Annotated in this window: 25 protein-coding genes; 12 read left to right on the forward strand and 13 right to left on the reverse strand. The window is 71.3% G+C overall.

Translation table 11 applies throughout. The features are described from left to right. Window positions 1–22 precede the first annotated feature (22 nt). Window positions 23–790, reverse strand: coding sequence for an endonuclease/exonuclease/phosphatase family protein (locus EFA46_RS08555; protein ID WP_255494052.1), 768 nt, complete (start codon window positions 788–790; stop codon window positions 23–25). A gap of 134 nt (window positions 791–924) precedes the next feature. Here EFA46_RS08555 and EFA46_RS08560 point away from each other — a divergent pair, with 134 nt between their 5' ends. After that, complete coding sequence (locus EFA46_RS08560) at window positions 925–1590, forward strand: helix-turn-helix domain-containing protein (RefSeq protein WP_123076688.1); 666 nt, start codon at window positions 925–927, stop codon at window positions 1588–1590. 1 nt (window position 1591) lies between these two features. On the opposite strand, the gene EFA46_RS08565 is transcribed toward EFA46_RS08560, so the two are convergent. Next, window positions 1592–1873 carry a hypothetical protein gene (locus tag EFA46_RS08565; RefSeq protein WP_123076686.1) on the reverse strand — a complete coding sequence of 94 codons (282 nt, stop codon included), beginning with the start codon at window positions 1871–1873 and terminating at the stop codon, window positions 1592–1594. 99 nt (window positions 1874–1972) lie between these two features. On the opposite strand from EFA46_RS08565, the gene EFA46_RS08570 reads away from it, so the two are divergent. From EFA46_RS08570 to msrB, 3 genes are read left to right on the forward strand one after another with little or no spacing between them, the layout of a single operon-like run. After that, window positions 1973–2737 (forward strand): ABC transporter ATP-binding protein, encoded by a 765-nt coding sequence (locus tag EFA46_RS08570; protein WP_123076684.1) that lies wholly within the window; start codon window positions 1973–1975, stop codon window positions 2735–2737. Next, a complete protein-coding gene (locus EFA46_RS08575; protein WP_123076682.1) occupies window positions 2734–4143 on the forward strand; it encodes a hypothetical protein in 1410 nt (469 codons plus the stop codon). Before EFA46_RS08570 ends, EFA46_RS08575 begins: the two co-directional genes overlap by 4 nt. Before the next feature lie 42 nt (window positions 4144–4185). Continuing rightward, on the forward strand, window positions 4186–4605 hold the full coding sequence (gene msrB / locus EFA46_RS08580) for a peptide-methionine (R)-S-oxide reductase MsrB (RefSeq protein ID WP_123076680.1): 420 nt from the start codon (window positions 4186–4188) through the stop codon (window positions 4603–4605). Window positions 4606–4818: 213 nt separating this feature from the next. Here msrB and EFA46_RS08585 read toward each other — a convergent pair whose 3' ends face one another. Then, window positions 4819–5250, reverse strand: a complete 432-nt coding sequence (locus EFA46_RS08585) for a universal stress protein (protein ID WP_123076678.1) — start codon at window positions 5248–5250, stop codon at window positions 4819–4821. 31 nt (window positions 5251–5281) lie between these two features. Further along, the gene (locus tag EFA46_RS08590) at window positions 5282–5686 is read right to left on the reverse strand and encodes a hypothetical protein (protein ID WP_148040677.1); all 405 of its coding nucleotides are present in this window, start codon (window positions 5684–5686) and stop codon (window positions 5282–5284) included. 103 nt (window positions 5687–5789) lie between these two features. On the opposite strand from EFA46_RS08590, the gene EFA46_RS08595 reads away from it, so the two are divergent. Beyond that, window positions 5790–6137: a hypothetical protein gene (locus tag EFA46_RS08595; protein WP_123076674.1), complete on the forward strand. Its 348-nt coding sequence runs from the start codon at window positions 5790–5792 to the stop codon at window positions 6135–6137. A gap of 66 nt (window positions 6138–6203) precedes the next feature. Here the strand turns inward: EFA46_RS08595 and EFA46_RS08600 are convergent, their stop codons facing one another. From EFA46_RS08600 to EFA46_RS08620, 5 genes are all read right to left on the reverse strand, one after another. Beyond that, on the reverse strand, window positions 6204–6398 hold the full coding sequence (locus EFA46_RS08600; protein ID WP_123076672.1) for a cold-shock protein: 195 nt from the start codon (window positions 6396–6398) through the stop codon (window positions 6204–6206). Between the two features lie 63 nt (window positions 6399–6461). Next, on the reverse strand, window positions 6462–8444 hold the full coding sequence (locus EFA46_RS08605; protein WP_123076670.1) for a SpoVR family protein: 1983 nt from the start codon (window positions 8442–8444) through the stop codon (window positions 6462–6464). After that, window positions 8441–9763, reverse strand: a complete 1323-nt coding sequence (locus EFA46_RS08610; RefSeq protein WP_123076668.1) for a DUF444 family protein — start codon at window positions 9761–9763, stop codon at window positions 8441–8443. The genes EFA46_RS08605 and EFA46_RS08610 overlap by 4 nt, the downstream gene beginning before the upstream one ends. After that, the gene (locus EFA46_RS08615) at window positions 9754–12027 is read right to left on the reverse strand and encodes a kinase anchor protein (RefSeq protein ID WP_176969851.1); all 2274 of its coding nucleotides are present in this window, start codon (window positions 12025–12027) and stop codon (window positions 9754–9756) included. The genes EFA46_RS08610 and EFA46_RS08615 overlap by 10 nt, the downstream gene beginning before the upstream one ends. Before the next feature lie 5 nt (window positions 12028–12032). After that, window positions 12033–14105, reverse strand: a complete 2073-nt coding sequence (locus EFA46_RS08620) for a PrkA family serine protein kinase (RefSeq protein ID WP_123076664.1) — start codon at window positions 14103–14105, stop codon at window positions 12033–12035. 426 nt (window positions 14106–14531) lie between these two features. On the opposite strand from EFA46_RS08620, the gene EFA46_RS08625 reads away from it, so the two are divergent. Continuing rightward, window positions 14532–15413 (forward strand): metallophosphoesterase, encoded by an 882-nt coding sequence (locus tag EFA46_RS08625; protein WP_255494053.1) that lies wholly within the window; start codon window positions 14532–14534, stop codon window positions 15411–15413. Here EFA46_RS08625 and EFA46_RS08630 read toward each other — a convergent pair. The 3 genes from EFA46_RS08630 to EFA46_RS08640 form a co-directional block, all read right to left on the reverse strand. Further along, window positions 15410–16975 carry an Hvo_1808 family surface protein gene (locus EFA46_RS08630; protein WP_158604261.1) on the reverse strand — a complete coding sequence of 522 codons (1566 nt, stop codon included), beginning with the start codon at window positions 16973–16975 and terminating at the stop codon, window positions 15410–15412. The two genes, EFA46_RS08625 and EFA46_RS08630, sit on opposite strands and share 4 nt — an antisense overlap. A gap of 51 nt (window positions 16976–17026) precedes the next feature. Then, complete coding sequence (locus EFA46_RS08635) at window positions 17027–17185, reverse strand: hypothetical protein (protein ID WP_176969852.1); 159 nt, start codon at window positions 17183–17185, stop codon at window positions 17027–17029. Between the two features lie 64 nt (window positions 17186–17249). Further along, a complete protein-coding gene (locus EFA46_RS08640) occupies window positions 17250–18314 on the reverse strand; it encodes a TrmB family transcriptional regulator (RefSeq protein ID WP_158604260.1) in 1065 nt (354 codons plus the stop codon). 91 nt (window positions 18315–18405) lie between these two features. Between EFA46_RS08640 and EFA46_RS08645 the strand changes: the two genes are divergently transcribed. Together EFA46_RS08645 and EFA46_RS08650 are read left to right on the forward strand one after the other, a co-directional pair. After that, the gene (locus tag EFA46_RS08645; protein WP_123076658.1) at window positions 18406–18834 is read left to right on the forward strand and encodes a GNAT family N-acetyltransferase; all 429 of its coding nucleotides are present in this window, start codon (window positions 18406–18408) and stop codon (window positions 18832–18834) included. 63 nt (window positions 18835–18897) lie between these two features. Further along, window positions 18898–19701: an NAD+ synthase gene (locus EFA46_RS08650; RefSeq protein WP_123076656.1), complete on the forward strand. Its 804-nt coding sequence runs from the start codon at window positions 18898–18900 to the stop codon at window positions 19699–19701. Between the two features lie 9 nt (window positions 19702–19710). Here EFA46_RS08650 and EFA46_RS08655 read toward each other — a convergent pair whose 3' ends face one another. After that, entirely contained in the window at window positions 19711–20040 is a 330-nt protein-coding gene (locus EFA46_RS08655) for a putative quinol monooxygenase (RefSeq protein ID WP_123076654.1), read from the reverse strand. 135 nt (window positions 20041–20175) lie between these two features. Between EFA46_RS08655 and EFA46_RS08660 the strand changes: the two genes are divergently transcribed. The 4 genes from EFA46_RS08660 to EFA46_RS08675 all read left to right on the forward strand — a co-directional run bounded on the left by EFA46_RS08660 (window position 20176) and on the right by EFA46_RS08675 (window position 25354). Continuing rightward, window positions 20176–20670, forward strand: coding sequence for an Lrp/AsnC family transcriptional regulator (locus EFA46_RS08660; RefSeq protein ID WP_123076652.1), 495 nt, complete (start codon window positions 20176–20178; stop codon window positions 20668–20670). Beyond that, window positions 20667–21809, forward strand: a complete 1143-nt coding sequence (locus tag EFA46_RS08665; protein WP_123076650.1) for a pyridoxal phosphate-dependent aminotransferase — start codon at window positions 20667–20669, stop codon at window positions 21807–21809. Before EFA46_RS08660 ends, EFA46_RS08665 begins: the two co-directional genes overlap by 4 nt. After that, window positions 21809–22663 (forward strand): Sir2 family NAD-dependent protein deacetylase, encoded by an 855-nt coding sequence (locus EFA46_RS08670; RefSeq protein ID WP_123076648.1) that lies wholly within the window; start codon window positions 21809–21811, stop codon window positions 22661–22663. Before EFA46_RS08665 ends, EFA46_RS08670 begins: the two co-directional genes overlap by 1 nt. A 93-nt stretch (window positions 22664–22756) precedes the next feature. Beyond that, on the forward strand, window positions 22757–25354 hold the full coding sequence (locus tag EFA46_RS08675) for a DUF2808 domain-containing protein (protein ID WP_123076646.1): 2598 nt from the start codon (window positions 22757–22759) through the stop codon (window positions 25352–25354). The last annotated feature ends 105 nt before the right edge of the window (window positions 25355–25459 follow it).

The following is a 25459-nucleotide window of genomic DNA, read 5'->3' on the forward strand; positions in this document are numbered from 1 at the left end:
TGGAGCGCCGCCGGGATGTACGTTAGGAGAGGTCGACGACGACGGGGAGGTGATCGGAGGGGTAGCGCCCGTCGTCGTACTGGTCGCTGCAGGCGGCCCGACTCTCGACGGTCCAGTCGTCGCCGACGAAGACGTGGTCGATCGTCCAGTCGGCGATGAGGTCCCGAAAGTCGGTCCGCGAGGTGTTCGGGCCGTGGTCGTGAGGTGTGACGGCGCGCGCGTCGTCGAAGGAGGACGCGAGCAGGTCGTGGGGCGGGTCGCCGGCCTCGCAGTTGAAGTCGCCGAGAACGAGGACGCGCCCGGACTCGACGCCGACGGCGCGTTCGCGGACGAGTTCGGCACCGCGTTTTCGCGCCTCCCGGCCCTTGTGGTCGAGGTGGACGCAGAAGACGACGACGCTCTCGCCGCTCTCGCGGTCGCGAAGGGTGGCGCGCGTGCAGACGCGCGGGTGAGTGGCGTCCCAGCCGACGCTCCCCTCGATACCGGGCGTCTCGGAGAGCCAGAAGGTCTCCGAGTCCACGGCCTCGAAGCGCGCCGCGCGGTAGCCGACGGGCACGTACTCGCCGGCGGCCTCCGCGCTGGCGCGGGACTGACCGACGAACCGGTAGCCCTCGAGGCGCTCGCGGAGGTCGTCGAGTTGCGCCGCGAGCGGCTCCTGTAGGCCGACGACGTCGGGTGCGTGATAGCGGACGGTCGAGGCGACCGCGTCACGCCGGTGGCGCCAGACGTTCGCAGCGTCTTCGGGCGTGTCGACGCGGACATTGTACGTCATGGCGCGAACGGAATCCATCTGTGCTCGGATTCAGCGTCGACCCGTAAAAAGGTGAACCTCGACTCGCGCGCGCACCCTGGAAGCGGGCCCGGATCGCCCGAATCACGGTGTCAACCGCTGAACTCTTGTCCGTCGACATAGTACTGCCGGCGATGACACTCATCGCGGAACTCCGGCTCTCGAGCCCGGACCTGCCGCTCGTCGCGGCGCTGCGTGCGTCACCCGAGACGGCGCTGGAGGTGGAGTCCGCGATGGCGGACGATGCGGATCGCCCGGCGCTGTTCGTGTGGGCACGCGGCGGTGACCTCGACGCCTTCGAGCGCGCGGTACGCGGCGACGCGACGGTCGGCGACGTCCGGCGCCTCGAGGACTTCGGCGAGCGCCGACTCTATCGCGTCTGTGTGGCGGCCGACGCGCCGGTCGTCCTCTACCGCGAGACGGTCGCGGTCGGCGCGGCGCGCCTCGACGCCCGCGCGACGTCCGACGGCATCGACACCCGCATTCGCTTCCCGGACCGGGACGCGCTCCGCACGTTCCGCGCGCGTCTCGTCGAGCGCGGCGTCGACGTCTCCGTCCGCCGGCTCTACTCGGAGCGGGACGGCGACGCGGACGGCGACGCGGACGGTCTGACGGAGAAACAGTACGAGACGGTGGCGACGGCGCTCGACGCGGGCTACTTCGCGGTGCCGCGCGACGCGTCGCTCGCGGACATCGCGGACGACCTCGGCGTCTCGCGACAGGCGGCCTCCGAGCGCGTCCGGCGCGCGATGGCGACGCTCGCGGCGGACGCGGTCGAGGACGCGGGCGAGCGCTCGTGAGTCAGCGCCCGACGCGCGTCCGGAGCGCGCCCGCGAGGCGAGCGAGGCCGACGAGGACGGGGTAGCAGAGCGCGTAGCACGCGACGGCCCCGAGGGCGACGACCGCGCAGAGCGAGAGGAGGGCGAACGATCCCGCACCGCTCGCGATAGTCAACGCCTCCTCGAAGAGCGTCGGGTCCTCCGAGTACGACTCGTGCAGATAGGGGTGGAGCGCCGCACGCGGTCGTCCGACGAGCGCGCCGGAGAGCCGCCGAGCGACCGCGAGGGGGCCGGGAATCGCCATACGCGCCCCTGTGTGCGCGGCGGACAAAAACCCGGGTGGCACGCTTCGGGACGTGTCGCGACGCGGAGCTATTTGGCGGCGGCACGCGACGGGGGTGACGTGAACGCGATAGTCACGGCGGACCTCCGCAAGTCCTACGGCGACCTGACGGCGCTCGCCGGGTTGACGCTCGACGTCCCGTCGGGCGAGCTCTTCGCGCTGCTCGGGCCGAACGGCGCGGGCAAGAGCACCACCATCCGCATCCTCACCGGCCAGCTCCGCCCGGACGCGGGGTCGGCGTCCGTCCTCGGCGTCGACCCGGTCGAGGACCCGGTCGGGGTGCGCGAGCGCATCGGCGTCCTCCCGGAGCAGGAGTCGCCGCCGAGCTTCATGACGCCGCGCGAGTACTTCGACTTCGTCGCGAGCGTCCGGGGAATCGACGACGACGCCCTCTCCGAGCGCGTCGAGACGTGGGCGGAGCGGCTCTCCTTTCGCGAGAAGCTCGACACGCTGAACACCGACCTCTCGCGCGGCCAACAGCAGAAGGTGATGATCACTGGCGCGTTCCTCCACGACCCCGACCTCGTCTTCATCGACGAACCGCTCGTCAACCTCGACCCGATTGTCCAGGAGACCGTCAAGCGCTTCCTCGAGTCCTATCGCGACGACGGCAACACGGTCTTCCTCTCGACGCACGACATCGACGTCGCCGCCGAGCTCTGCGACCGCGTGGGAATCGTCCGCGAGGGCGACCTCGTGGCGACGCGCCGCCCCGCCGAGTTGGGCGAGGGCGAGCGCCTCCTCGACGTCTTCCTCCGCGAGGTCGGCGACGGCGCGGCGTCGGTCGACGGCCCGACGGGTTCGGGGGGAGCACAGGACCGATGAGCACGGCGCGAACGGTGCTCGCGGCGATGTTCCGCGAGGAGTGGCGCCTGCACAGCGAGCTCTTCGGCGGGCGGCGCTTCGCGGCCTTCCCCGTCTTCCTCGCGCTCGCGGGCGCGCTGACGACGTGGGCGCTCGGGACGACCGGGACCGACGCGGGGGCGGTGGTCGCGGGCGTGCACGTGCTCGTCCTCCTCTTCGGCCTCCAGACCGGGACGGTGGGCCTCGTCGGGCAGGACGCGATGCGCAACCTCCTCGGGGACGTGACGCTCGTCGTCTTCAGCGCGCACACGCTCCCGGTGAGCGAGCGCCTCCTCCTCGGGGCGTTCCTCGTGAAGGACGCCGCCTACTACGCGGTGCTCTTCTTGTTGCCGATCAGCGTCGCGTGCGCGCCGCTCCTCCCGCTCGCCTCGCTCCCGCTCCTCTGGGTGACGCTCACGTGGACGTTCGTCCTCGGCCTCCTCGGCACGCTCGCGGCCGTCTCGCTGGCGTCGCGCGGGCGTCCCGGAAAGGCGCTCGCGCTCGTCGGCGCCGCCGGCGTCGTCGCGGCGTTCCTCGCCGGCTCCCCGGTCGGCGACGCGACGCCGTACGCGGTGTTCGTCGCGCCCGGCGTCCGCAGCGTCGCGCTCGCGGCCCTCCCGCCCCTCCTGCTCGCGGGCGTCGCCGCCGTCACCTACGACTCCGAGTACGAGCCACCGGCGCGGACGGTCGGGAACGGCTTCCGCGCGTGGCGGCGGCGGATGCCCGCGTGGGACGACCCGGTGTTCGTGAAGACGATGCTGGACGTGGAGCGCTCGGCGGGCGGCTACTGGAAGGTGCTCTTCTCTGCGGGCGTCCTCTTCGCGGTGAGCGCCTTTCTCGTCGACCTCGCGAGCGGCCTCGTCGGCCTCCCCGTCCTCCCGGGCGTCGCGTTCGGCTCCATCCTCGGGCTGACGGCGTTCACGACCTACAACTGGCTCACGCAGTTCGACAGCCTCGAGACGTACGCGCAGTTCCCCATCGACGCGGGCGACGTCTTCCGCGCGAAGGCCCGCGCGTTCGCCGTCCTCGGCGTGCCCGTCGGCGTCGCCTTCTACGCCGGGGCCGTCATCTGGCAGGACGCGGCCGTCCTCGACGCGCTCTGCGGGCTCGTCCTCCTCGTCGGCCTCCAGGCGTACCTGTTCGGGCTGACGGTGGCGCTCGCGGGCTTCCAGCCCAACGAGTTCCTCTTCGACACGGTGCTGTTCGCGACGTTCACGCTCGCCGTCGTCGTCCCGCTGGTCCCCGTCCTCGTCGTCGGCTTCGTCGCCGCGCCGCTCGGCGCGCTCCCCGCGACCGGCCTCGCGCTCGTCGGCCTCCTGCTCGGTGCCGTCGGCGTCGTGCTCTACCGGCGCGCGGTGCCGCGCTGGCGCGAGCGCCTCCGCGAGTGACGCGACGCCACGCCTATACGCGCCGCGTGCCTTTCTGAGGGTATGAGCGACACCGAGACGAGCGACCTCCCGGAGACGGACGCGGAGTGGCGCGAGGTGCTCACCGACGAGGAGTACCGCGTCCTCCGCGAGCAGGGCACCGAGGCGAAGTTCACCGGCGAGTTCATCGGGAAGGACGACGACGGCACGTATCGGTGTGCGGGCTGTGGCGCCGTGCTCTTCGACTCGGAGACGAAGTTCGACTCCGAGGGGTCGGGGTGGCCGAGCTTCGACGACGCCGTCGAGGGCGCAGTCGAGCTCCGCCGCGACACGAGCCACGGGATGGTGCGCACCGAAGTCGTCTGCGCCGACTGTGGCGGCCACCTCGGACACGTCTTCGACGACGGCCCCACCGAGACGGGCAAGCGCTTCTGCATCAACTCGTGCGCGCTCGACTTCGAGGAAGGCGGCGACGACCGATAGGGAGTCACCTGTTACCGAGCGCGAGCGAGCGCGCCGCGATACTGCGAGCGGGGAGGACCGACCCGCGAGCGACGGCGAGAGCACCGCCGCTCGGTACCTCCGGTGTCTCCTGTCCCGTGGGCCGAACCGGATAGCCGTTGTGTGGCGACGCGTCGTCGCGCGCGGCGTCCACGCATCGGCCGCCTGCGTGTCGCCCCGGCTACGGGCCGGGCGCTACTCGAGGCCGACGGGCGGCAGGACGACGCAGGGGACGTCGACGTGCCCGACGAGGCCGGCGGCGGTGCTCCCGAGTCCGCCTTCCGCGCCCGACCCGGGGTGGTGGGCGCCGAGGACGAGTTCGTCGACGTCGCCGGCGTCGAGTTCGTCGCGGAGTTCCGCGAGCGGGTCGCCCTCGCGGACTGCGGTTTCGACGGTGGGCACGGCGAGGCGCGCGACGGCGACGTTCACGGCGTCGCCCGCATCACCGGAGCGCGGTGCGTTCTGGGTGGCTACCGACTCGCTCGGCGATTCGTGAGCATCTCGCGACCCGCCCTCGCTGACGCCGACGACGCGGACGACGTCGTCGCTCGTGAGGCGTCCCTGGAGGTAGTCGCAGGCCGCAGCGGTCGTGTGCACGGAGTCGGTGGCGAGGAGGTAGCGCGTCATATCGGTCGCTCGGGCGCGCGTGGTGAAAAAGCTACTCGGCCGTCGCGGCGCGGTAGCGCTCGAAGAGCGCGCGGGCGCGCTCGCTCTCGCCGGCCTCGGCTTCGACGCCGGACTCCTCGACGCGCTCGAACTCGCGGTCCTCGTGCCCCGCCCACTCCTGCAGGGCTTCGTTCGCGGCCTGCGCGTGGTCTTCGGCGTCCTCGATCCCCTCGAAGCGCTCGCGGTAGACGACCGTCCACTCGTCGGCGTTGAGGTCGAAGCCGACGCCGTGGACGACGCCGTCGCGCACGAGGACGAGCGCGGAGACGAGGCGTTCGTCCGCGTCGCGGGCGGTGTGCGCGCTCGCGGGCGCGACCATCCGGAAGGCGTCGCTTCGGTGGAGCGCCCGGCCCTCCGCGATGGTGAGCGGGCGGGACGGGAGTGAGTCCATCGACATACGCGTCTGGACGTACCCGACGAAGAAGAGCGGGGCGGTTCCGGGTGGCTTTATTCGGCGGGCGCGAGCACCGACGAGCGTGTCACTCTCCGCGTCGCGGTCCATGGGTTTCGGTTTCGCGCTCGGCGCGCTCCTCGGCCTGTCGGTCGCCGTCGTGACGGCCGTCACGGGCAGTCCGGTGTCCGACGCCGGGGTGGCGGCCGCGCTCGGCGTCGGAGTGGGGCTGGTGCTCGGTGCCGTCCTCGTTCCGGTGGCGGGATGGGCGGCGGGTCTCGAACGGGCGACGACGCCGCTCCTCGCGGCCGGGACGCTCGTCGGCCTCCTGTTCGGCGTCGGCGCGAGCGCGCTCGCGTGGTGGGCCGGGGTCGCGTCGCTCGTCGCCCTCGGTGGCGTGGCGCTCTGTGGCGGCGTCCTCGGACTGGTCCTCGGCGCGCGTCACGCGCTCGCGTGAGCGGTCGCTCACCGGGTAGCGTCGAAAGAAATGTCGGGTGCGCCGCGAGGGCGCTGAGTCGTCTACTTAAAGGCGCGTGACGTTCGTCGCGCGGGGGCCCTTCTCGGCCTCCTCGATGTCGAACTCGACCTCCTGACCCTCTTCGAGGTCGGGGCCGCCGACGTCCTCCATGTGGAAGAAGACGTCCTCGTCCGCGTCGTCAGTCTCGATGAATCCGTAACCGCCCGTGTCGTTGAAGAAGTCAACCTTACCGCTTGCCATTACAACACATCTTAGGTGGGTGTGAGGGATAAGGGTTCCGCGAGTCGCGCTACCATGGGGACGCTACGCGAGCCACCCCTCGGGCGTCGTGTCGTAGTCGACGGCGTCCGCCTGCAGGGACGCGACGTCCGCGTCGTCGAGCTCGACTTCGGTGAACTCCGTCCCGTCGTAGCGGATTTCGAGGCCGACCTCCTCCGGGTCGGGTTCGACGCCCTGCCGTCGCGCCCGCTCGAGCTCGCGCTCCGACACCTCCGTCACGATGGTGCGTAGTGCGACCGGGCGCCCCCAGAGGTCGAAGACGCGCACCAGCACGTCTTTCGCCTGCGGGAGGTCGAGCGCGACGCCGTTGTAGCGGTGGCCGAGGAGGAGCTCGCCACGGTTGCGGTGGTTCGCGTCGAGCGCGACGACCGTGGGCTTCCCGAAGTTCGCGAACTGGAGGAGGAGCTTCTTCTTCACCGCGTCTGCGTCCGTCGACGTCGCGTGATACCGGCCGGTCGAGCGCGAGAACTCGTAGGCGAAGTAGCCGTTCGCGTCCACGAACTCCTGCGTGAGGAACTCGTCGATGAACGTCACGTCGTTGTGGCTCTCGCGGACGGCGCGCATCCGGTCCCAGCCCGCACTAAAGTCGACGTCGGCGAGCGCCTCGGCGACGGACGCGTACCGGTCCGTCTCGAAGAGGTAGCGCGCCGTCTGCTCCAACTCCGCTCGCGACACGGCGCGGAGGAAGCCACGGTACTGGGGCTTTGCGAGCGAGTAGTGTCGGCGCGCGAGGCCCGCGTCCGTGAAGAGCTTCCACGGGTGTGCCGCGACGTCGAGTTCGCCGGCCGTCGCTCGCGCGAGCGCCTCGCGGTCGACGTACGCGTCGGGGAGGCCGCCGAGCGCGTCGAGGTCGGCGGGGTCGACGGCGTCGAGCGCCTCGGGCGGTTCGAGCGCCGCCTGCACCGCCTCGAAGTCGACGGCGTCGTGGAAGGTCCGCCACGTCACCCCCTCGACGCGCAGCAGGCGCTCGACGACCTCGCGGCGGTTCGCGGTGTTCTCGACGTACTCCCAGAGCGCCTTGCCGAGCGCGTATGGGTTCAGCCCCGGCGAGTTCAGCACGCGCGACTGGTGGTCGGCGTAGTCGACGAACTCGTCAGTCCCGGCGAACGCCTCCTCGCCCATCATCATCGACTCCCAGTACGCCGCCCAGCCCTCGTTCATCACCTTCGTGAGCTTCTGCGGGGCGAAGTAGTAGGCTTCGCGTCGCAGGGCCTCGAGGACGTCGCGCTGCCAGTCCGCGTACTCGACGGCCTTCCCCGACTCCGAGTCGTGGGCCTTCCCGTGGCGCGCGAGGAACGCGAGGAGGTCCGCGGCGGGCTCGGTATCGGTCGACGCGTCCTCGGCGTGCGCGTCGAGCCAGTCGTCGTCGAACACCTGCCGCGTGACGTCCTCGGAGAGGCCGATGTCGTCGAGGCGCGCCTCGATGTCGGTGCGGGACTCGTCGGCCTCGGGGAGGGCGTCCGTGTACGGCCGGTGCTGGTCGATGACGTCGGTGAGGCAGAGCACGCTGTCGACGAACGCCTCCACGTCGCGCCGGTCGACCTCGGGGTCGCTCATGTGGCCCTCGATGAGGTCGGCGTGGCGCTCGAGCGTCGCGGCGGCGTCCGGGTCGTCGGCGTAGAGGCCGAACCACTGGTTGTTCGCGAAGAAGTCCGCGTGCGCCTCGACGTGCGTGATGACGGCCTTCTGGTCGGCGAGCGCGTTCGACTCCTGGAGGAACGCCGCCGCCGGGTCGTCGTTGTTCACGATTTCGAAGGCCTTCCCGCCGAGGTACCGGCTCTGCTTCTGCTGGCGGTCGTACTGCATCCCCCAGCGCCAGTGCGGGTAGCGCGTCTGGAAGCCCCCGTACGCGATGAGCTCGTTCATCTCGTCGTGGTCGACGATCCAGTAGTTCACGTCGTAGGGCTCGAGGCCGAGTTTCTCGGCGAGCGCGCGGGCGTCGCGGGCGACGTCCGCTAACCCGGCGGCGATGCGTTGCTTGTCGCGTCTGTCGGTGTCGGTCGTCATTGGTTCGCCTCGGTCTCGGTGGTGAGGATCGTCTCGATGGCGTCGAGGACGTCGTCGTTGTCGTTGACGCGTGCGACGGCGACGTCGTCGGAGCCCTCGAAGGCGTCCGCGACGACGTCGCCGTGGTGGCTCCGCCCGGCCGTCCCGGGCTGGACCTCGACGTAGGCGTGGAGGTTCGCGTCGATCTCCTCCATGAGGGGGAGGACGCGCTCCTCGCTGTCGTTGTGGCTGTTCTCGCCGTCGCCCGCCGCGAAGACGTAGCGGTTCCACTCCGCGAAGGGGTACTCCTCGAGGAGGTCGGCGGCGAGCTCGTAGCCCGCCGAGATGCGGGTGCCGCCGCCGGACTGGAGGCCGAAGAACTCGGCGCGCTCGACCTCCCACGCGTCGGCGTCGTGCGTGACGTAGAGGAAGACGGCCTCGTCGTACTTCCCGGAGAGGTACCAGTCGAGCGGCGTGAGGACGCGCTCGACGAGCTCGCGTTTCTCCTCGCGCATCGACCCGGAGACGTCGCGGACGTTCACGACGACGACGCTCTTGCGCTTCTCCTCGACGACCTCGGGGTGGCGATAGCGCTCGTCGTCGCGGCGGAACGCGACGTCCTGCACGCCCTCGCGGCGGACGCGCGCGGCCGTCGACTCCATCTCGCAGGCGGCCTCCATCGCCTCGATGGAGTCCCAGCGCTCGGGCTCCGCGACGTCGGCGGCGCGGCGTTCGAGCCACGCCCGCGACACGGGGATGGACTGCGCGCGCGCCCAGCGGAAGGTGTCGTCGACGCCCCATCCGGCGACGCGCAGCGCCTCCGCGACGTACGCCTCGTCGAAGTCGGTCGCGAGCGTGCGCTTGAGGCCCTGCTTGAAGAGGCGCTCGAAGTCGAGCGTCCCCTTCGGGCCGTTGCGCGCGACGTCGGTGAAGTCGCCGGTGGTGCGCTCGCGCACCGTCTTCCCCTTCGGCTCGAGATCGAGGCCGAGCTCGTCGTCGAGCGCCTCGGCGAACTCCTCGGGGTCCATCTCGTAGTACTCGTGCTCGGCGTGGCCCTCGCCGGGGTCGTCGCCGTCGCCGGGGTCGTCGCCGTCGCCCTGCGCGGGCTCTGGCTCGCCGACGGGCTGGCCGGGCTGGGGCTGGCCGCCCTCCGCCTGCCCGACGCCGCCCTGGTCGCGGGGGTCGTACGCGAACTCCGGGAGGTCGACGAGTTTCACCGGGACGCTCACCGAGTCTGGGCCGGAGGGGCCGAGGTCGCCGTACTGCACGAACTCGGCGAGGTCCTCGCGGGCGCGCTCGCCGACCTCGCGGTAGCGCTCGAGGTCGTCCCTCAGCCCCATCGGTGACTCACCCCCTCCATCACGGCGGTGCTCGCCAACTCCGCCGACGCGCGCGTGTAGCCGCGTTCGTCGACGAGGTAGGTGAGGGCCTTCGCCTTCAGCTCGGCCGTGCGCGTCTCCTCGGGCGGGTCCGCCCACTGCGCGGGGTCGAGCGCGGGGTAGCGCCGCCGGACGTCCTCCCAGTCGGTCGCATCGAGCACTGCCGTGACGGCGGGAATCTCCGCGAGGTCGACGTCGCCCGCGTGGAAGCCCTCGTCGCGGCGCTCCCACGCGTGGCGGTTCAGCGCGGTGACGACCTTGTCGGTGCGGAACTCCGCGACGGCCGCGAGCGCGTCGGTGCCGTCGTAGTCTCCCTCCCCGAAGCGCCCGAGGTGCTCGGTTTCGAACACCTTCAGCAGGAGCGGGTCGGGCGCCTCGGCGCCGCGCGGCGTCTCGACGGTGCCGTCGGTCGCCCACGCGTAGACGTGCTCGACGTACTCGGCGACCGTGTCCTCGTCGACGGTGACGTCGTGCGTCAGCGCCTCGATGACGTCGTCCTCCTGTGCGGCGAACGCGTAGTCCTTCGCGAGCACGACGCGCCCCTCGTACTCGGTCGCCTCCGCCGTCGAGAAGACCGGGGCGTCAGCGAGGCCGGACGCCATCGCGTCCAGCACGTCGTCCGGCGTCAGCACGCCCGAGACGTCCACCTCGGCGTGGTGGCGCTCGGGCGGGTCGGCGAGCAGCTCGGCGAGGGCGTCCCGCGTGTACGTCACGGGGATGCCGGCCTCGCCGTCGCGGCCGCCGCCGACGTCGTAGTCCTCGCGGGTGCGCTCCTCGTCGCCCTCGCGGAGGAAACCACGGTCGTAGAGGACGGCCACGTCCACGAGGTCGAGGCTCGGCGGGAGCGCCTCGGCGTCGAGGCGCGTCACGACGCTGTACATCGCCGCCGCCTCCAGCGCGTGCGGGGCGAGTTCGACGGTCTCGGCGGGTTCGCCCGGGTCGCGTCGAACCGGCACCGTCGCGCCGGCGGCGACGCGCGCCTCCACCCGCTCGCGCTCGGCGTCGTCCCAGACGTCGGTCTCGCCGAGGAGTTCGCGGCGCAGGAGCTGCGTCTCGAGGCTGTAGTTCGTGAGGTAGCCGAACTCGTGGCGGTCGAGGCGGCGCTTCAGCGCCTTCAGCGGGTCGGCCTGCGAGCGCTCGGCGTGCTGGTCGAGCTGCGCCTCGAGGTCGGGGTTGGAGATGACGAGCAGCTGGGTGTCGACGTCCATTCCGATGCCCTTGTCGAGTTTCACGGCGCGCTCGTCGGGGACGTTCAGGAGCTTGCGCAGGAGGTCGGCGTGCTGGCTCGCGTCCTCGACGACGGTGACGCCGCCGTTGCCCTGACTGAGGACGCCGTCGTAGCTGAACGCCTGCGGGTTCTTGCGCCCCCTGCTGTCGAGGCGGGAGAGCATCTCGGGCATCCACGAGCCGACGAGGCGTTCTTTGGGGCTGCCGGCGTCCTCGGCGTGCAGGACGCCGATACCGCGTCCGACGTCCATCACGTAGTTCGTCACGCGGCAGTGCGCGGCGTCCGTGACGCGACTGAACAGGTCGTCGTGGGCGCGCTCGCGGTAGCGGTCGGCGAGGTAGTCGTAGGCCTCGCGGCTGAACGGGTCGAGGTCGGCCTCGACGCGCGACGGGACCGCGTCGCCGTCGTCGTTCGCGGCGGCGTCGTCGAGGACGCGCTCGCGGACGGCCGGCGGGAAGGCGGCGAGCGGGTTCACCTGCACGGGCGACTCCTCCCAGTTCGCGTCGCGCTCGGGCGCGCCGTCGCCGTACGTCATCGGGTCGCTCCCGCTCGTCCCCGCGACGTTCCACTCGAGCGTGTAGCGTCGGCCTGCGGGGGTCCGCGAGAACGCGCGGAGGCCGTCGACGAGACAGCGCTTGAACTCGGACTTCCCGGTCGCCGTCGGGCCGCTGAACCAGCAGATCTTCTCGGTCTTCGCGCGGCCCGCCGCGACGGCGCGCAGGTCGGCGACGAAGCCGTTCAGGACGTCCGTGTTCCCGAGGACGGCGTGCTCGCCGTCGCTCGCGGGGTCGTCGAAGAACCGGTATCGAACCCGCTCCTCGCCCTCCTCGACGACCGTCCGGGTACCCCGAGATTCGATGGCCGCGAGGAGGTACTTCGGGGCGTGTGCGGCGGCGAGCGGGTGCTCGACGACGTGGTCGGCGTACTCGCCGAGCGTCATCGGCTCGTCGAGCGCCGCGTCGAGTTCGCGGTCCGCCGCCGCGACGTAGTCGCTCATCCCACTCACGCGCCCTCCAGCTCGGACTTCGCGACTTCGGCGCCGGCGAACTCCAGCACTTCGAGCGCGCCCTCGCGGGAGTAGCCCCTGTCGCGGAGGGCGTCGACCCACCCGGAGCGCTCCTCGCCGAGGTCGTTCGCGGAGACGAGCGCGGAGAAGTTGATGTTGTGCTTCTTGTCCGCCCAGAGCTTGCGCTCGAGGGCGCGACGCAGGCGGTCGTTGTCCTGCGGGTCGAAGGCCGCGCCCTCGCGGGCCCGCCGGGAGACCCAGTTCGACACCTCCTGGCGGAAGTCGTCCTTCCTGTCCTCGGGGACGTCGAGTTGCTCCTCGACGGCGCGCAGGAACGTCTCGTCCGGGTCGACTGGTCGGCCGGTGAGGTCGTCCTCGACGGTGTCGTCGTCGATGTACGCCATCACGTGGTCCATGTACTTCTCGCCCTGCTGGCGGATCTCGTCGACGTCGTAGGCGAGCGCGTGCCGGACGTCCTCGATGGCGCGGTCCTTGTACTCCTCGCGCACGAGTTCGAGGTAGCGCTGGTAGCGCTCGACCTCCTCCTCGCCGATGGACCCGTGGCCGGGGAGGTGTGCCTCGAAGTGGGTGAAGACGAGGAGCGGGGAGAGGTACGCCCGCCCGCGATGCGTGGACTCCATGATGGCCTCGGCGATCTCGTCGCCGATGAAGCGCGCGCTGACGCCGTCCATCCCCTCGCCGAGGTCGGTTGCGTCGTCGCCCTCCTCGCGGAGTTTCTTCGCGTCCGCGTCCTCGAGGTCGTCCGTCTCGCCGTTGTAGGCCTTCGCCTTCGAGACGATGTCGACCGCGCCGGTGTCGGGTTCGGCGATGCGCGTGAGGACGCCGAAGAGACCCGCCATCTCGAGGGTGTGGGGTTCGACGTGGACGTCCGGGACGTCCGCGTTGCGGAGGAGCTTCGAGTAGATCTTCGCCTCCTCCTCGTACTCGAGGACGTACGGGAAGTCGACGCGCTTGGTGCGGTCGTTGAACGCCTCCATCTTCTCGTCGCCCTTCTTCTCGCGGTACTCGGGCATGTTCGTGCGCCCGACGATGACCTGGTCGATGTCGATGCGGGGGTTGTTCTTCGGCTTGATCGTCTGCTCCTGCGTGGCGTGCAGGAAGTCGTAGAGGAACTCGCGCTGGAGTTTCAACAGCTCCTCGCCGCTGAAGAGGCCGCGATTCGCGTTGCAAAAGGCCCCGGAGTAGTCGAACGCGCGCGGGTCGCTCTCGCCGTAGACGGCGAGCTTCGAGTAGTCGACGTCGCCGGTCAGTTCGGTTTCGTCCTGGTTCTTCTTGTCCTTCGGCTCGAAGGTCTCGATGCACTGGCGCTTGTTCTCGTCGGCGACGAGGCGGACGACCTCGACGTGTTCGCGGAGCACGCTCGCGAGGTCGTCGTCGTACTCCTCGAGCAGGCGGTCCATGTAGAACTCGCTCTCGGGGTCGAGGGACTGCTCGTTGCGGACGGTGTAGGGCTCCGCGAGCGCCTCGTTCACCTCCTCGAGGACGGCGTCGCGTTGGTCCTGCGGGAGGAGGGTCAGGGGGTCCTGGTTCATCGGCGAGCGGACGACGTCGTCGCCGGGGTCCTGGTCGGGGATGACGTCGCAGAGGCCGGTCCAACGGAAGGTGTACAGCCGGCCGGCGTCGCCGAGGGTGTAGTCCTCGAGATACCGGCGCACCTGCTTGTCGAAGTCGGACTTCCCGGAGCCGACGGGCCCGAGGAGGAGGAGGATGCGTTTCTCGGGGCCGAGGCCGCGCGAACCGGACTTGACCTTATTGACGAACTCGTGGATCGCCTCGTGGATCTCGCGACCGTAGAAGGTGTTCGCGCCGTCGCCGAGCGGGTCCTCGGTGGCGAGCGCGTACTCGACGAGGCCGCGCGACTCGTCGTAGCGCGTGCCGTAGTGGTCGAACATGTCCGCGAGTCGCTGGTGGGCGTTGCGGGTGACCCTCGGGTCCTCGCGCACGAGCTCTAAGTACCACCCGTAGTCGTGGGTCTCGCGGAGGTCGTCCGGTATCGATTGCCGGTACCGCTCGGAGAGCGCGTCGAGGGTGGTGGTGTCGCCGGTCATGATGTGTCTCGGATATCGGCCCACGGCCATCGCGGTGTGTTACCGTCACACACTTCCTGCGCGCCGCCGTCCCGTTCGGGGCGCGGTGCGTGTGAACGGGGGCGGAGGCAGGGGGTCCGGCCGGGAACCGATACTGTTACGTTATACCATACCAAAGCGGTTAAGGGTTTCGCGCAGCTACCCACCCCCTCCCCGACTCCGGAGGCCCGAAGGCGCCGCTCGCCGTCCTCGCGGACGCCGACGCCGTCGGCCACGACGCGGCCCACGCTCGACGGCTGGCGCGTCCTCCCGTGAGACTCACGGGTGCTACGGACGGCTCCGTACCCGAACGTATCCGTTCGTAGACAGGAATAAGGCGGTGGCGCGCCCACGTTTACGCGCGCCCATGCCCACACCCGAGCGCCCGCGCCACGACCGGTGGTCGCCGTGACGCCGCGTCCCGGCCCCGTCCTCGCACGCCTCGCCCGACCCGCCGGCCCGGAGACGACGCTCGCCGTCCTCGCGGACGTGCACGCCGACGCCGCGCGCGAATCCGGCTCGTGGAAGTGCCACGAGCACGCCCTCGACAGGTTGCGGACCGCGCTCGACGACGCCGGCCGCCTCGGCGCGGACGCCGTCCTCGTCGCCGGCGACCTCACCCGCGACGGCCGCCCCGACTCCTTCGACGCCGTCGACGCGGCGTTCGCGACCTTCGACGGACCCGTCCTCTGCGTCCCCGGGAACCACGACGTCCCCAAGACCTACCGGGACGCCCCGAGCGTCCACGCCTTCCGCGAGCGCTACACGCCCGGCGTCCTCCCCTACGTCCGGCGCGTCGGCTCCGTCCACGTCGTCGGCCTCGACACCGCGAGCGCCGTCGAGGACGGCTCGCACGGCCGCGTCACCGACGACCAGCTCGCGTGGCTCGACGCCGTCCTCCCGACCATCGGCGAGGCCGTCGTCGTCTGCCACCACAACCTCGCGGACGTCCTCGCCGACCACGACGTCCCGCTCGCCGTCTCCGGGCACGCCCACTGGCCCACCGTCGGCACCGCCGGGCGGGTCCGCGAACTCCTCGCGCCCGCCGTCTGCTCGTTCCCGCAGGCCGGCCTCCTCCTCGACGTCACCCCCGAGGGGACGACCGTCAGCATGCTCCCGCTCGCCGACCGCGACGGCCTCCGGGCCGCCCACGACGCCGCCCGCGACGGCACCGAGCGCTCGCGGCGCATCGTCGAGACCTTCCGCGACGGCTACCTCACGCGGTTCCCGCTGGTCGACGAGCGGACGAGGAACAACCCGAACGCGACGCGCCTCCCCCTCGAGCGCTAGCCCCGTCGCGCGAGGGCGACGCCCGCGAGGAGGAGCGCGAGGCCGGCACCGAGGACGCCGACGCCCGGAACGCCGCTCGACGTCGTCGGACTCGGGCTGTCCACGCCCGCGAGCGACGGCCGGATGGCGGTCACCGCCTCGACGTCCGGGCCGTTCACGACCGTCACCGTCTCGCCGTCCTGCACGACGCGGTACGCACCCCGATAGCCGTCATCCTCGGGGACGACCCACGTGCCGTTTCGCTTCGTCGCGTTGTGCGCCTTCAGCGAGAGCACGTAGGCGTCCGCGAACGCGCTCGCGTCCGCGCTCGTGTTCCACGCCGTCTTCCAGACGAAGCCGTTCTTCGCGTTCTTCCGGTAGGGGAGGACCGCGTCGCCCGACCATCCCGTCGTCGCCGCCGCGCTGTACCGGAGCGTGCGGTACTCCCCGTCGCCCTGAATCGCGCGCTGCGGGACCGCGCCCGCGCCGTACTCGTAGCTCTGCCACCAGAGGCCGACGAACGCCGACGCCTCGCCGAGCGTGTCCGTCCCGTTCACGCCCTGCTCCGGGTACGTCTCCCAGCCGTTCGTCGCCGCGTCGCGGTCCACGGAGACGGCCGTCCGCTCGGGCGCCGTCCCGTGAATCACCTCCGTCGTGGTGTTCGGCGGGCGCTCCCACGCGTCGTCTACGGCCGCCCAGCCGCCGCGCTCGACGAGGTCGGCGACGTAGCCCGGCCCGCTCGCGTACGGGAAGTAGAGCGTGAACTGGAGGCTGCGCGGCGGACTCGCCGACGTGGACTCCGAGGACGACTCCGAGCCCCCGTCGCTGCTCGAACCCTCATCGCCGCTCGAACTCGGCCCCGCGACGCAGTCCCACTCGCCGCTCGCGCAGTTCTCCTCGTAGCGCGACTCGACGTAGCGCGCCTCGCCCTCGACGAGCCCCGACGTCGCGAGCTGCGCGTCCTGCGTCTCGCCGCCGTACTTCGCCTTCGTCAGGTCGTACTGCTGGTCCTGGAGGGCGTGCTGGAGCTCGTGTGCGAGCGTGGCGTACTCGATGTGGGCGTTCTTCCCGTCCGGGACGACGATCTTGATCGCGTCGCTCGAGGGCGAGTAGTAGCCGAGGACGTTGTTCGAGTAGTAGGACTGCGTCGCCGCCGAGAGGTTCGTGTCCGAGCCGATTATCAGCGCGGCCTCCCAGACCTGCTGGTTCCACCGGCTGTACGCGCTGTCGCTCCCGCCGCTCGACTGGTTCGCCTGATAGGCCGCGCGCGAGATGACGTCGACCGGCACCGCTTCCTCGAAGTTGTGCTGGCGGACGTGCTCGACGCGCGCCATCGTCCGCCGGACGTACGCGTGCGTCTCGCTCGCGTTCAGCCCGTCGTCCTGAGTCACCGTGATGTTCGAGTCGTACCAGTAGCCGTCGAAGTAGCCGATGGTCGCGTTCTCCGCCGGGGCGTCGTGGGCGGCCGGCGCGGCCGATGCGGGTGCGGACGCCGTCGCCGCCGCGGGCGCGGCGAGCGCCGACGCGACGGGCGCGAGGAGGAGCGTCACCACGAAGACGGAGAGGAGCGTGCGCGAGGGCATTCACTCCCCGGTTGGCGTGGCCGCCACAAACAGTTGTGGGTCCGCCCGACCTCACTCGGGTTTCACGACGTCGCTGCACTCCGGGCAGTCGGCGTAGGCCGCCGTCCCGTCGCCGTCCTCGTACTCGATGAGCACCGCGCTCTCCGGGATGCGCGCACCACACTGCGGGCACTCCCCGAGCGTCCCGTCGGCACTGTCGACATCAGTCATTCCGAACACCTAGTGGGAGTTCCCGAACCGACATAACTGTTCGCCGCGAGGCCGGAGCCGCGACTCAGACGACGTCCTCGACGACGACGCGCTCGGCGGAGACGTCCTCGATAACCGCGCCGAACCCGCCGACCGTCACCTCCCCCTCGTCCGTCTCCACGACGAGCGAGGCCTGCCCCGCGAGGCTCTGGAGCGAGCGCGGCCCGTCGTCCTCGTCGTCGCGGCCCTCGTAGGCGATGTCGACGACGCGCCCCGCGAACTCGCAGTACTCGCCCGTCTCGACGCGGTGGCCCTCGACGTGCACGAGAACGTCCTCGCCGGCCTGCAGGTGCGGGGCGAACTCGTGGGCAGCGCGCCGGACGTCCACGTACGTCCGCGGGTACCCGCGGTCGGCCTCGAGCAGCGGCTCCCAGAGCTCCCAGAGCGTGCTCAAGTAGTACCAGACGAAGACGGCGGCGTGCGTCCGGTCGTTCACGACGACGCCGTACTCGCGCGGCGAGCCGACGTGCTCGGCGTAGCAGACGCGGTGCTGGTCGATGATCGCGAGGAAGGGCGCTTCGCGCTCGCGCCAGCGCGCCTCCGTCGCCACCGACTCGAGCGGGAGGTCGGTGGCGGCGTCGCGGGGACAGGAGTGAATCGACAGCTGGACCGCGACGCCGCGCTCGTGAGCGCCCGCGAGCGCGGCGCGCAGGTTGCGGAACTGCGCGGGCGTCACGGAGAGCTGGACGCGGTGCTCGGCGCTCCCGACGAACGCCTCTGCGCGATTGCGCAGGGTCGAGAAGCGCGACACCACCGACACCTCGTGGGTGCGTGGCTCCGGGCGCGTCCACCGGTTCTCGACCTCCGTCGCGGCCGCACGGAGGTCCTCGACGCGCTCGCGGAGCGTGGAGACGACGGCCTCCGGGGAGGGGACGCGCACGTGGAGGTGCTCGCGCTCGTACGTCTCGACGTAGCCCTCGTCCTCGAGCGACCGGACGACGTCGTAGATGCGGGGCTGGGGGACGTCGCTGGCGTCCGCGAGCGCGCTCGCCGACGTGGAGCCGAGTTCGAGGAGCGCGACGTACGCGCGGGCCTGATACGGCGAGAACCCCTCGCCTTCGAGCACGGACGCCAGCGCCTCAGTGTCCATACGTCCCCTGTGGCGCTCGCCGTCGTAAGTCCCTTTCTGCGTCCGCCCGCGAGGAGACAGCGCTTTCCGGCCGGGACGGCTTCCCGACACCATGCACGGAGTCACCCGCGTCGAGGACGACGCCGAACGCGCGGACGCGCTCGACGTCCGCTACGCCGTCTTCGTCGACGAGCAGGGCGTCCCCGAGGACGTCGAGGTCGACGAGCACGAGGCGGACGCCACGCATTACGTCGCGTACGTCGACGGGAACCCGGTGGGTGCCGCGCGCTACCGCGAGCACGACGACGAGACGGTCAAGGTCGAGCGCGTCGCCGTCCGCGAGTCGCACCGCGGCGAGGGATGGGGCGCACACCTGATGGACGCCGTCGAAACCGACGCCCGCGAGGCCGGCTACGAGCGCGCCGTCCTCCACGCGCAGACGCCCGTCGTCGGGTTCTACGAGGCGCGCGGCTACGAGGTAATCGGCGAGACGTTCGAGGAGGCCGGCATCCCGCACGTCGAGATGGCGAAGCCGCTCTGAGGCCGGCCCCGGTGGCGCGCGACGCCCACCACGACTACGGGCCTCGGCGTCGCACGCGAACGCATGAGAGACGACGCCGAGGAGACGGAGTCACCGCGCGGCCGACTCGACCCGGCGCGCATCGCGGACGCCGCGCGCGCGTTCCTGCGCGAGTACGCCGAGGAGTCCGGTGCGGGCGGCTACGTCGTCGGCGTCAGCGGCGGCCTCGACTCCGCGGTCGGCGTCACGCTCGCCGCCGACGCCGTCGGCCCCGAGAACGTCCGCGCGCTCGTCCTCCCGGGCGCGCCGAGCGACCCCGCGAACATGCGCGACGCCCGCGACCTCTGCGAGTCGCTCGGCGTCGACTGGCGCGAGGAATCCATCCAGAGACAGGTCGCGGCGTTCCGGGAGACGGGGGTCGACCTCGACGAGCGAGCGGTCGGGAACGTCCGCGCGCGGGTCCGAATGGTGCGCCTCTACGCGGCCGCGAACGAGCGCGGGCTGCTCGTCCTCGGGCCGGACAACCGCTCGGAGCACCTGCTCGGCTACTTCACCAAGCACGGCGACGGCGCCGTGGACGTCGCGCCGCTCCGCGACGCCTACAAGACGGAGGTCGTCGCCCTCGCGGAGCACCTCGACCTCGACGCGCGCTTCGTCGAGAAGGAGCCGACGGCGGGCCTCTGGGCGGGGCAGACCGACCGCGAGGAGCTGGGCGCGCCCTACGCGGAAATCGACCCCGTATTGCGCTGTCTCGTCGACGACGGCCTCGGCGTCGAGGCGACGGCGGCGCGCGTCGAGGCGGAGCGCGAGACGGTCGAGCGCCTCGCCGCCCTCCGCGAGTCGAGCACGCACAAACGCCGCGCGCCGCCGTCGCCCGGCCTCCGGTAGGCCTCCGGCTCAGTCCTCGTCCTCGACGGCGACGGTGAACTCGTCGACGGCTTCCTCGGCCACCTCGAAGGAGACCATCTCGAGGTCGGCCGCGAGCAGCTCGGGGAGGCGCTCGGTGAAGCGCTCGCAGTGGTCGGTCTCCTCGTGGGCGGCGTGCGCGGCCGCGTCCTCGTAGCGCTCGACGAACCGGAGCGTGTTCTCGTCGTGGACGTCGACGCCGGCGCGGTAGTCGATGACGCCGTCCTCGCGGCGTGAGGCCTCGACGAGCTCTCTGACAGCATCGAGGGCCGCTTCGCGGTGCGCGGGGTCGAGGTGGAAGGTCGCGTGCAGAACGAACATGCCTCGAACGGCGCGCGGGCGGCACAAAAGCCGTCCGGTGCCGGCCGGGTGGCTCGCGCCCGACGCCCGCTCTCGGCGTCCGGCCCCGCCGCCGAGAGAGTCAGACCTAAGAACGGACCCGTCCACCATGGGAGTATGGACGACGACGACCGCAGACGCGTCCTCGACCTGCTCTGCGAGGACGCCCGGTACACGCCCGAGGACGTCGCTCGACAGCTCGACCTCACGCCCGAGGAGGCCGAGGCACACATCGAGGCCCTCGAGAACGAGGGCGTGCTGCGGGGGTACACGGCGGTCGTGGACTGGGCGGCGCTCGACGACGGCATCGTCGAGGCGAAGGTGGAGTTGAACGTCGAGCTCGACCGCGAGACGGGCTACGAGGACATCTCGCGTCGCATCGCGAAGTTCCCGGAGGTCGCCGCGTTCCAGCTCGTCAGCGGCGACTACGACTTCGCCCTCGAGGTGCGCGCGGACTCGATGAACGCGGTCTCGCGCTTCGTCTCCGAGGAGATCGCGCCCATCCCCGAGGTCACGCAGACGGTGACGCACTACGTCATGGAGACGTACAAGGCCGAGGGCATCGAGTTCGGGGACGGCGAGGAGGACGACCGGCTCTCCTACTCGCCATGAGCCACCTCTCAGAGCGCGCCGAGCGGACGCCGCCCTCCGGGATTCGGCGCTTCTTCGAGATCGCCGAGGAGATGGAGGACGTCATCTCGCTCGGCGTCGGCGAACCCGACTTCAGCGCGCCGTGGCCCGCCCGCAAAGCCGCCATCGAGGCCCTCGAGCGCGGGCAGACCTCCTACACGTCGAACCGGGGGCGGCGCGACCTCCGCGAAGCCATCTCCGCGCACGTGACGCGCTACGGCCACGACTACGACGCCGAGGAGGAAATCCTCGTGACGACGGGCGTCAGCGAGGCGATGGACCTCGCGATGCGCGCGCTCGTCGACCCCGGCGACGTCGTCGCGGTCGCCGAACCCGCCTACATCTCCTACGGGCCGGACGCCTCCTTCTCCGGGGGCGAGGTCCTCCCGGTTCCGACCGAGGCGAGCGAGGAGTTCCGTCTCACCTACGACGCGTTGGAGCGCGCGGGCGCCGAGCGCGCGGACGTCCTCGTCTTCTGCTACCCGAACAACCCGACGGGCGCGACGATGGACGCGACCCACCTCGCGGAGGTCGCGGAGTTCGCGCGCGAGCACGACCTCTTCGTGCTCGCCGACGAGGTGTACGCCGCGCTCACCTACGAGGGCGACCACGACAGCATCGCCACCCAGCAGGGGATGCGCGAGCGCACCGTCGTCTTCAACGGCTTCTCGAAGGCGTACGCGATGACGGGCCTCCGGCTGGGGTACGCGATGGGGCCCCCGGAGGTGGTCGACGCGATGAACCGCATCCACCAGTACACGATGCTCTCCGCGCCGACGACGGCGCAGGCCGCCGCGCTTGAGGCTCTCGAGTCCTGTGACGACGCCGTCGCGGACATGCGCGAGCAGTACGACCGCCGCCGGCGCTTCGTCCTCTCGCGCTTCCGGGAGATGGGGCTGGACTGCTTCGAGGCGCAGGGCGCCTTCTACGTCTTCCCCTCGGTGCCGGGCGACGACGAGGCGTTCGCGGAGGACCTCCTGCGCGAGGCGGAGGTCGCCGTCGTCCCCGGGCGCGTCTTCGGCGACGGCGGCGAGGGCCACGTCCGAGTCTCCTACGCGCGCTCGCTCCCCGAGCTCCGGGAGGCGATGAACCGCATCGAGGCGTTCCTCGCGGAGTACTGATGGGCGAGGGCGCCGGCCGCTCGGGGCGCGCCGACCCCGAGCACGCGGACGCGGTGTCCCGGATCGCGAACTCGCTCGCCGACGCCGACACCGCGGTCGCGTTCACGGGCGCGGGCGTCAGCACCGCGTCCGGGGTCCCGTCCTTCCGCGGCGACGACGGCGTCTGGAACGCGGAGTACGACCCGGCCGATTTCCGCATCGAGCGCTTCCGCGCCGACCCGGTCGGCTTCTGGAAGGACCGCCTCGAACTCCACGAGACGATGTACGGTGTAGACGCCGCGAGAGCCGAGGGGGACGGCCACGCTGGCGACGCGGAGGCGCGGGACGCGCACGCCGTCGCGCCGAACGCCGCCCACGACGCGCTCGCGACGCTGGAGGACGCGGGCGTCCTCACCGCCGTGGTCACGCAGAACGTCGACGGCCTGCACGCGGCCGCCGGCACGGACTCCCTGCTGGAGATTCACGGGAACGCCCGCCGCAGCACCTGCGTCGACTGTGGTGCGACGACGCCGACGGACGCCGTCCGCGAGCGCGTCCGGGACGGCGAGACGCCACCGCGCTGTGACTGCGGCGGCCTCCTCAAGCCGGACGTCGTGCTGTTCGGTGAGCGCCTCCCGCCGGTCTTCGACGAGGCGCGACGACTCGCCCGCGAGGCCGACGCCTTCCTCGCCGCCGGGTCGTCACTCACCGTCGAGCCTGCGGCGTCGCTCCCGGTGACGGCGGCACGCGACGGCGACCTCCACGTGGTGAACTTCGACGAGACGCCACACGACGACATCGCGGCAACGGCCACGCGGGCGGACGTTACGGACGTGCTTCCGGCGGTGGCGGCGCGCGTTCTCAGCCACCGCTGACGTTTCGGGTGGCCATCACGTTTACCCGTGGATGGGCGGTACTTCCTTATCGAACGCGGGCGCTCACCCGTCCGTCACCGCTTCCCCCCAACTATGACACGAACATCCCGAGCCGTCGCGTTGAGCGCCATCGTCGTCCTCTCAGTGGTCGCATCGGTCGGCGTCGGTTTCGTCGGCACCGCCGCCGCCGCCGACGCCGCCACCATCGAGGCGACGCCCGCGAACGCGACCGCCACGGCCACGCACAACGTCTCGGTCTCCCCGGACTCGAACGAAGCGGGGAGTTCGCTGAGCTCGATTCAGGTACAGTACCCCGACTCGTCGGCGGACGCCGGTAACGTCACCGGTGACGACGTCGAGGCGGCCTACGTCGTCCGGAACGGCGACCGGACGAACGTCACGGATGACCTCCAGGCGGTCAAGCACAGCGACAACGGCAACACGGTGACGTTCACCTTCGGCGGGAGTTACGACGTGAAGGCCGGCGACACCTTCTACGTCACCTACAGCGACGTCGAGAACCCCGACTCGATGGGCACGTACTCGGTCAGTGTCGACCTGAACTCGCAGTCCTCCGGGTCGCCCGCGACCGACAGCCTGAACATCACGCAGGCGGCCGCGACGACGTCGCTCACCGCGACGCCGGACTGGGACGGGGCGAACGCGACGCACACGCTCTCCTACGCACCCGGGAGCGCACAGGACAACCGGACGCTCCGGAACGTCACGGTCGACTACGGTGAGAACGCGATGCTGTACGACCTGCCGGCCGAAAACGTCACCGCGTTCGTCGACGCGGACGCGGACGGCGAGAACGACAGCGCCGAATCCGGGCTGAACGTCACCGGCGTCACGGCGGCGAACCAGAACCTCACCGTCGCGTTCAACGGGAGCTACACGCTGAACGCGAGCGAGCCCGTCGTCGTCGCCTACGACCCGGTCGGGAACCCGGACGTCGCGGGCACGTACACGGAGCGCGTCACCGCGAACGGCGACTGGGAGAACGCGACGAGCGTCACCCTCGACGTCGTCGTGAGCTCGGAGACGAGCGCCGCCTCCGTCACGCCGTACCCGCCGTACGCGGGCGCACGGAGCACGCACGTCGCGACGGGTGAAGTCGGGTCGGACGACGCCTCCGATTCGCTGAACGAGTTCCGCGTCGACTACGCCGAGAACACGGGGGCGACCGACGTCTCCGAGGTCGGGCTGAGCGACGTGAACGCCGTCGGCATCAGCACCGACGGTGACCGGACCATCGAGACGAACGTCTCCGACGACCTCTCCTCGGTCAGCATCTCGAACGACGGCCACACGCTCCTCCTCGGCTTCGGCGGGAGCTACACCCTCGAACAGGGTGACGTCGTCGTCGCGAACTACAGCGATGTCGAAAACCCCGGGAGTAACGGCACGTACACGGCGGCCGTCGGCATCAACACGCAGAGCGACGACGCGGACGTCGCCGCCGACTTCGAGGTCTCGACCGGGCCCGCCGACGCGACGGTGACGGCGGCGAACGCGAGCGAGCACGCGAACACGACGCACACGCTCGCGTTCCGACCCGGTACGAGCCAGTACGGCGCGAACGTCACGAGCCTCGCCGCGAACTACACCGCGAGCGGGATCGGCGACGTGCCCGCGGACGCCACCGTCACGGGGGCCTTCATCGACACGGACGGCGACCTGGCGAACGAGTCCGGTGACCCGGCGCTGAACGTCACCGGCGTCGGCGTCACCGACGGCGTCGTGAACGCGACGTTCGAGGGGAACCACACCGTCGCCTCCGACGAGCGCGTCGTCCTCACCTACGCGAACGTCACGAACCCCGGCGACGGGTCGTACGCGATTCCGAGCGCGCTGAACGGTGAGTGGGCGAACGGCACCGACGCGACGCTCACCGTCACCACGGACACCGAGGCCGTGAACGCCTCGCTCACCGTGGACCCGGACAGCCCGGACGCGACGAGCACGCACACCGCGACCGTCGAAGTCGCGCCGAACGACGCCTCCGACTCGCTGAACAGCATCGAAGTCGATTACGCGGCGACCGAGACGGCGACCGACGTCTCCGGGGTCGGCACGAGCGACGTCGTCCGCGTCGGCATCAGCACCGACGGCGACGAGACCATCGAGACGAACGTCTCCGACGACCTCTCGGAGGTCGACGTCTCGAACGACGGCCACACGCTCACGTTCGGCTTCGGCGGAAGCTACTCCCTCGCGCAGGGTGACGTGGTCGTCGTCGAGTACCACGACGCCCAGAACCCCGTGAGTGAGAGCACCTACCACGCCGCAATCGGCGTGAACGTCCAGAGCACGGACGCGCCCGTCACTGCGGCCTTCGACATCACCGCGTCCTCGAGCGGCGACGATAGCGACACGAGCGACGGGAGCGACACCGACGACACCGACGACACCAGCGACGGGAGCGACAACGTCGACGACACCAGCGACACCGCTGGCGCGACGGACGGCGGGAGCGGCGACGGCGGACAGTCCACGACGACCACCACGTCGAGCACGACGACGACCACGTCGGACCAGACGCAGAACGTGACCTCGACCACGACGACCGCGACGACCACGACGACGACGGCCACGGGGACGACGTCCGCCGGCTCGCTCGGCTTCGGGTTCGCCGCCGCGAGCGTCGCGCTCGCCGCCGGCTTCCTCGCGCTGCGCCGCCGCGACTGACGCGCGGCGGGGCACGCCACCCGGTCACGGCGTCGCGCCCACCGTCCGCGACGGCCGACTCGCGAACGCGGTCGCTACGCGAGCGTCGTTCCGACCGGCGGAAAA

The sequence above is a fragment of the Halarchaeum sp. CBA1220 genome (assembly GCF_003721175.2).
In the GTDB taxonomy this organism is placed as follows: domain Archaea; phylum Halobacteriota; class Halobacteria; order Halobacteriales; family Halobacteriaceae; genus Halarchaeum; species Halarchaeum grantii.

Excerpts from the sequence above, each read along its gene's own strand:
- EFA46_RS08555 (WP_255494052.1), bottom strand. The coding sequence starts at position 790 with ATGGATTCCGTTCGCGCCATGACGTACAATGTCCGCGTCGACACGCCC.
- EFA46_RS08560 (WP_123076688.1), top strand. The coding sequence starts at position 925 with ATGACACTCATCGCGGAACTCCGGCTCTCGAGCCCGGACCTGCCGCTC.
- EFA46_RS08565 (WP_123076686.1), bottom strand. The coding sequence starts at position 1,873 with ATGGCGATTCCCGGCCCCCTCGCGGTCGCTCGGCGGCTCTCCGGCGCG.
- EFA46_RS08575 (WP_123076682.1), top strand. The coding sequence starts at position 2,734 with ATGAGCACGGCGCGAACGGTGCTCGCGGCGATGTTCCGCGAGGAGTGG.
- msrB (WP_123076680.1), top strand. The coding sequence starts at position 4,186 with ATGAGCGACACCGAGACGAGCGACCTCCCGGAGACGGACGCGGAGTGG.
- EFA46_RS08585 (WP_123076678.1), bottom strand. The coding sequence starts at position 5,250 with ATGACGCGCTACCTCCTCGCCACCGACTCCGTGCACACGACCGCTGCG.
- EFA46_RS08590 (WP_148040677.1), bottom strand. The coding sequence starts at position 5,686 with ATGTCGATGGACTCACTCCCGTCCCGCCCGCTCACCATCGCGGAGGGC.
- EFA46_RS08595 (WP_123076674.1), top strand. The coding sequence starts at position 5,790 with ATGGGTTTCGGTTTCGCGCTCGGCGCGCTCCTCGGCCTGTCGGTCGCC.
- EFA46_RS08600 (WP_123076672.1), bottom strand. The coding sequence starts at position 6,398 with ATGGCAAGCGGTAAGGTTGACTTCTTCAACGACACGGGCGGTTACGGA.
- EFA46_RS08605 (WP_123076670.1), bottom strand. The coding sequence starts at position 8,444 with ATGACGACCGACACCGACAGACGCGACAAGCAACGCATCGCCGCCGGG.
- EFA46_RS08610 (WP_123076668.1), bottom strand. The coding sequence starts at position 9,763 with ATGGGGCTGAGGGACGACCTCGAGCGCTACCGCGAGGTCGGCGAGCGC.
- EFA46_RS08615 (WP_176969851.1), bottom strand. The coding sequence starts at position 12,027 with ATGAGCGACTACGTCGCGGCGGCGGACCGCGAACTCGACGCGGCGCTC.
- EFA46_RS08620 (WP_123076664.1), bottom strand. The coding sequence starts at position 14,105 with ATGACCGGCGACACCACCACCCTCGACGCGCTCTCCGAGCGGTACCGG.
- EFA46_RS08630 (WP_158604261.1), bottom strand. The coding sequence starts at position 16,975 with ATGCCCTCGCGCACGCTCCTCTCCGTCTTCGTGGTGACGCTCCTCCTC.
- EFA46_RS08635 (WP_176969852.1), bottom strand. The coding sequence starts at position 17,185 with ATGACTGATGTCGACAGTGCCGACGGGACGCTCGGGGAGTGCCCGCAG.
- EFA46_RS08640 (WP_158604260.1), bottom strand. The coding sequence starts at position 18,314 with ATGGACACTGAGGCGCTGGCGTCCGTGCTCGAAGGCGAGGGGTTCTCG.
- EFA46_RS08645 (WP_123076658.1), top strand. The coding sequence starts at position 18,406 with ATGCACGGAGTCACCCGCGTCGAGGACGACGCCGAACGCGCGGACGCG.
- EFA46_RS08650 (WP_123076656.1), top strand. The coding sequence starts at position 18,898 with ATGAGAGACGACGCCGAGGAGACGGAGTCACCGCGCGGCCGACTCGAC.
- EFA46_RS08655 (WP_123076654.1), bottom strand. The coding sequence starts at position 20,040 with ATGTTCGTTCTGCACGCGACCTTCCACCTCGACCCCGCGCACCGCGAA.
- EFA46_RS08660 (WP_123076652.1), top strand. The coding sequence starts at position 20,176 with ATGGACGACGACGACCGCAGACGCGTCCTCGACCTGCTCTGCGAGGAC.
- EFA46_RS08665 (WP_123076650.1), top strand. The coding sequence starts at position 20,667 with ATGAGCCACCTCTCAGAGCGCGCCGAGCGGACGCCGCCCTCCGGGATT.
- EFA46_RS08670 (WP_123076648.1), top strand. The coding sequence starts at position 21,809 with ATGGGCGAGGGCGCCGGCCGCTCGGGGCGCGCCGACCCCGAGCACGCG.
- EFA46_RS08675 (WP_123076646.1), top strand. The coding sequence starts at position 22,757 with ATGACACGAACATCCCGAGCCGTCGCGTTGAGCGCCATCGTCGTCCTC.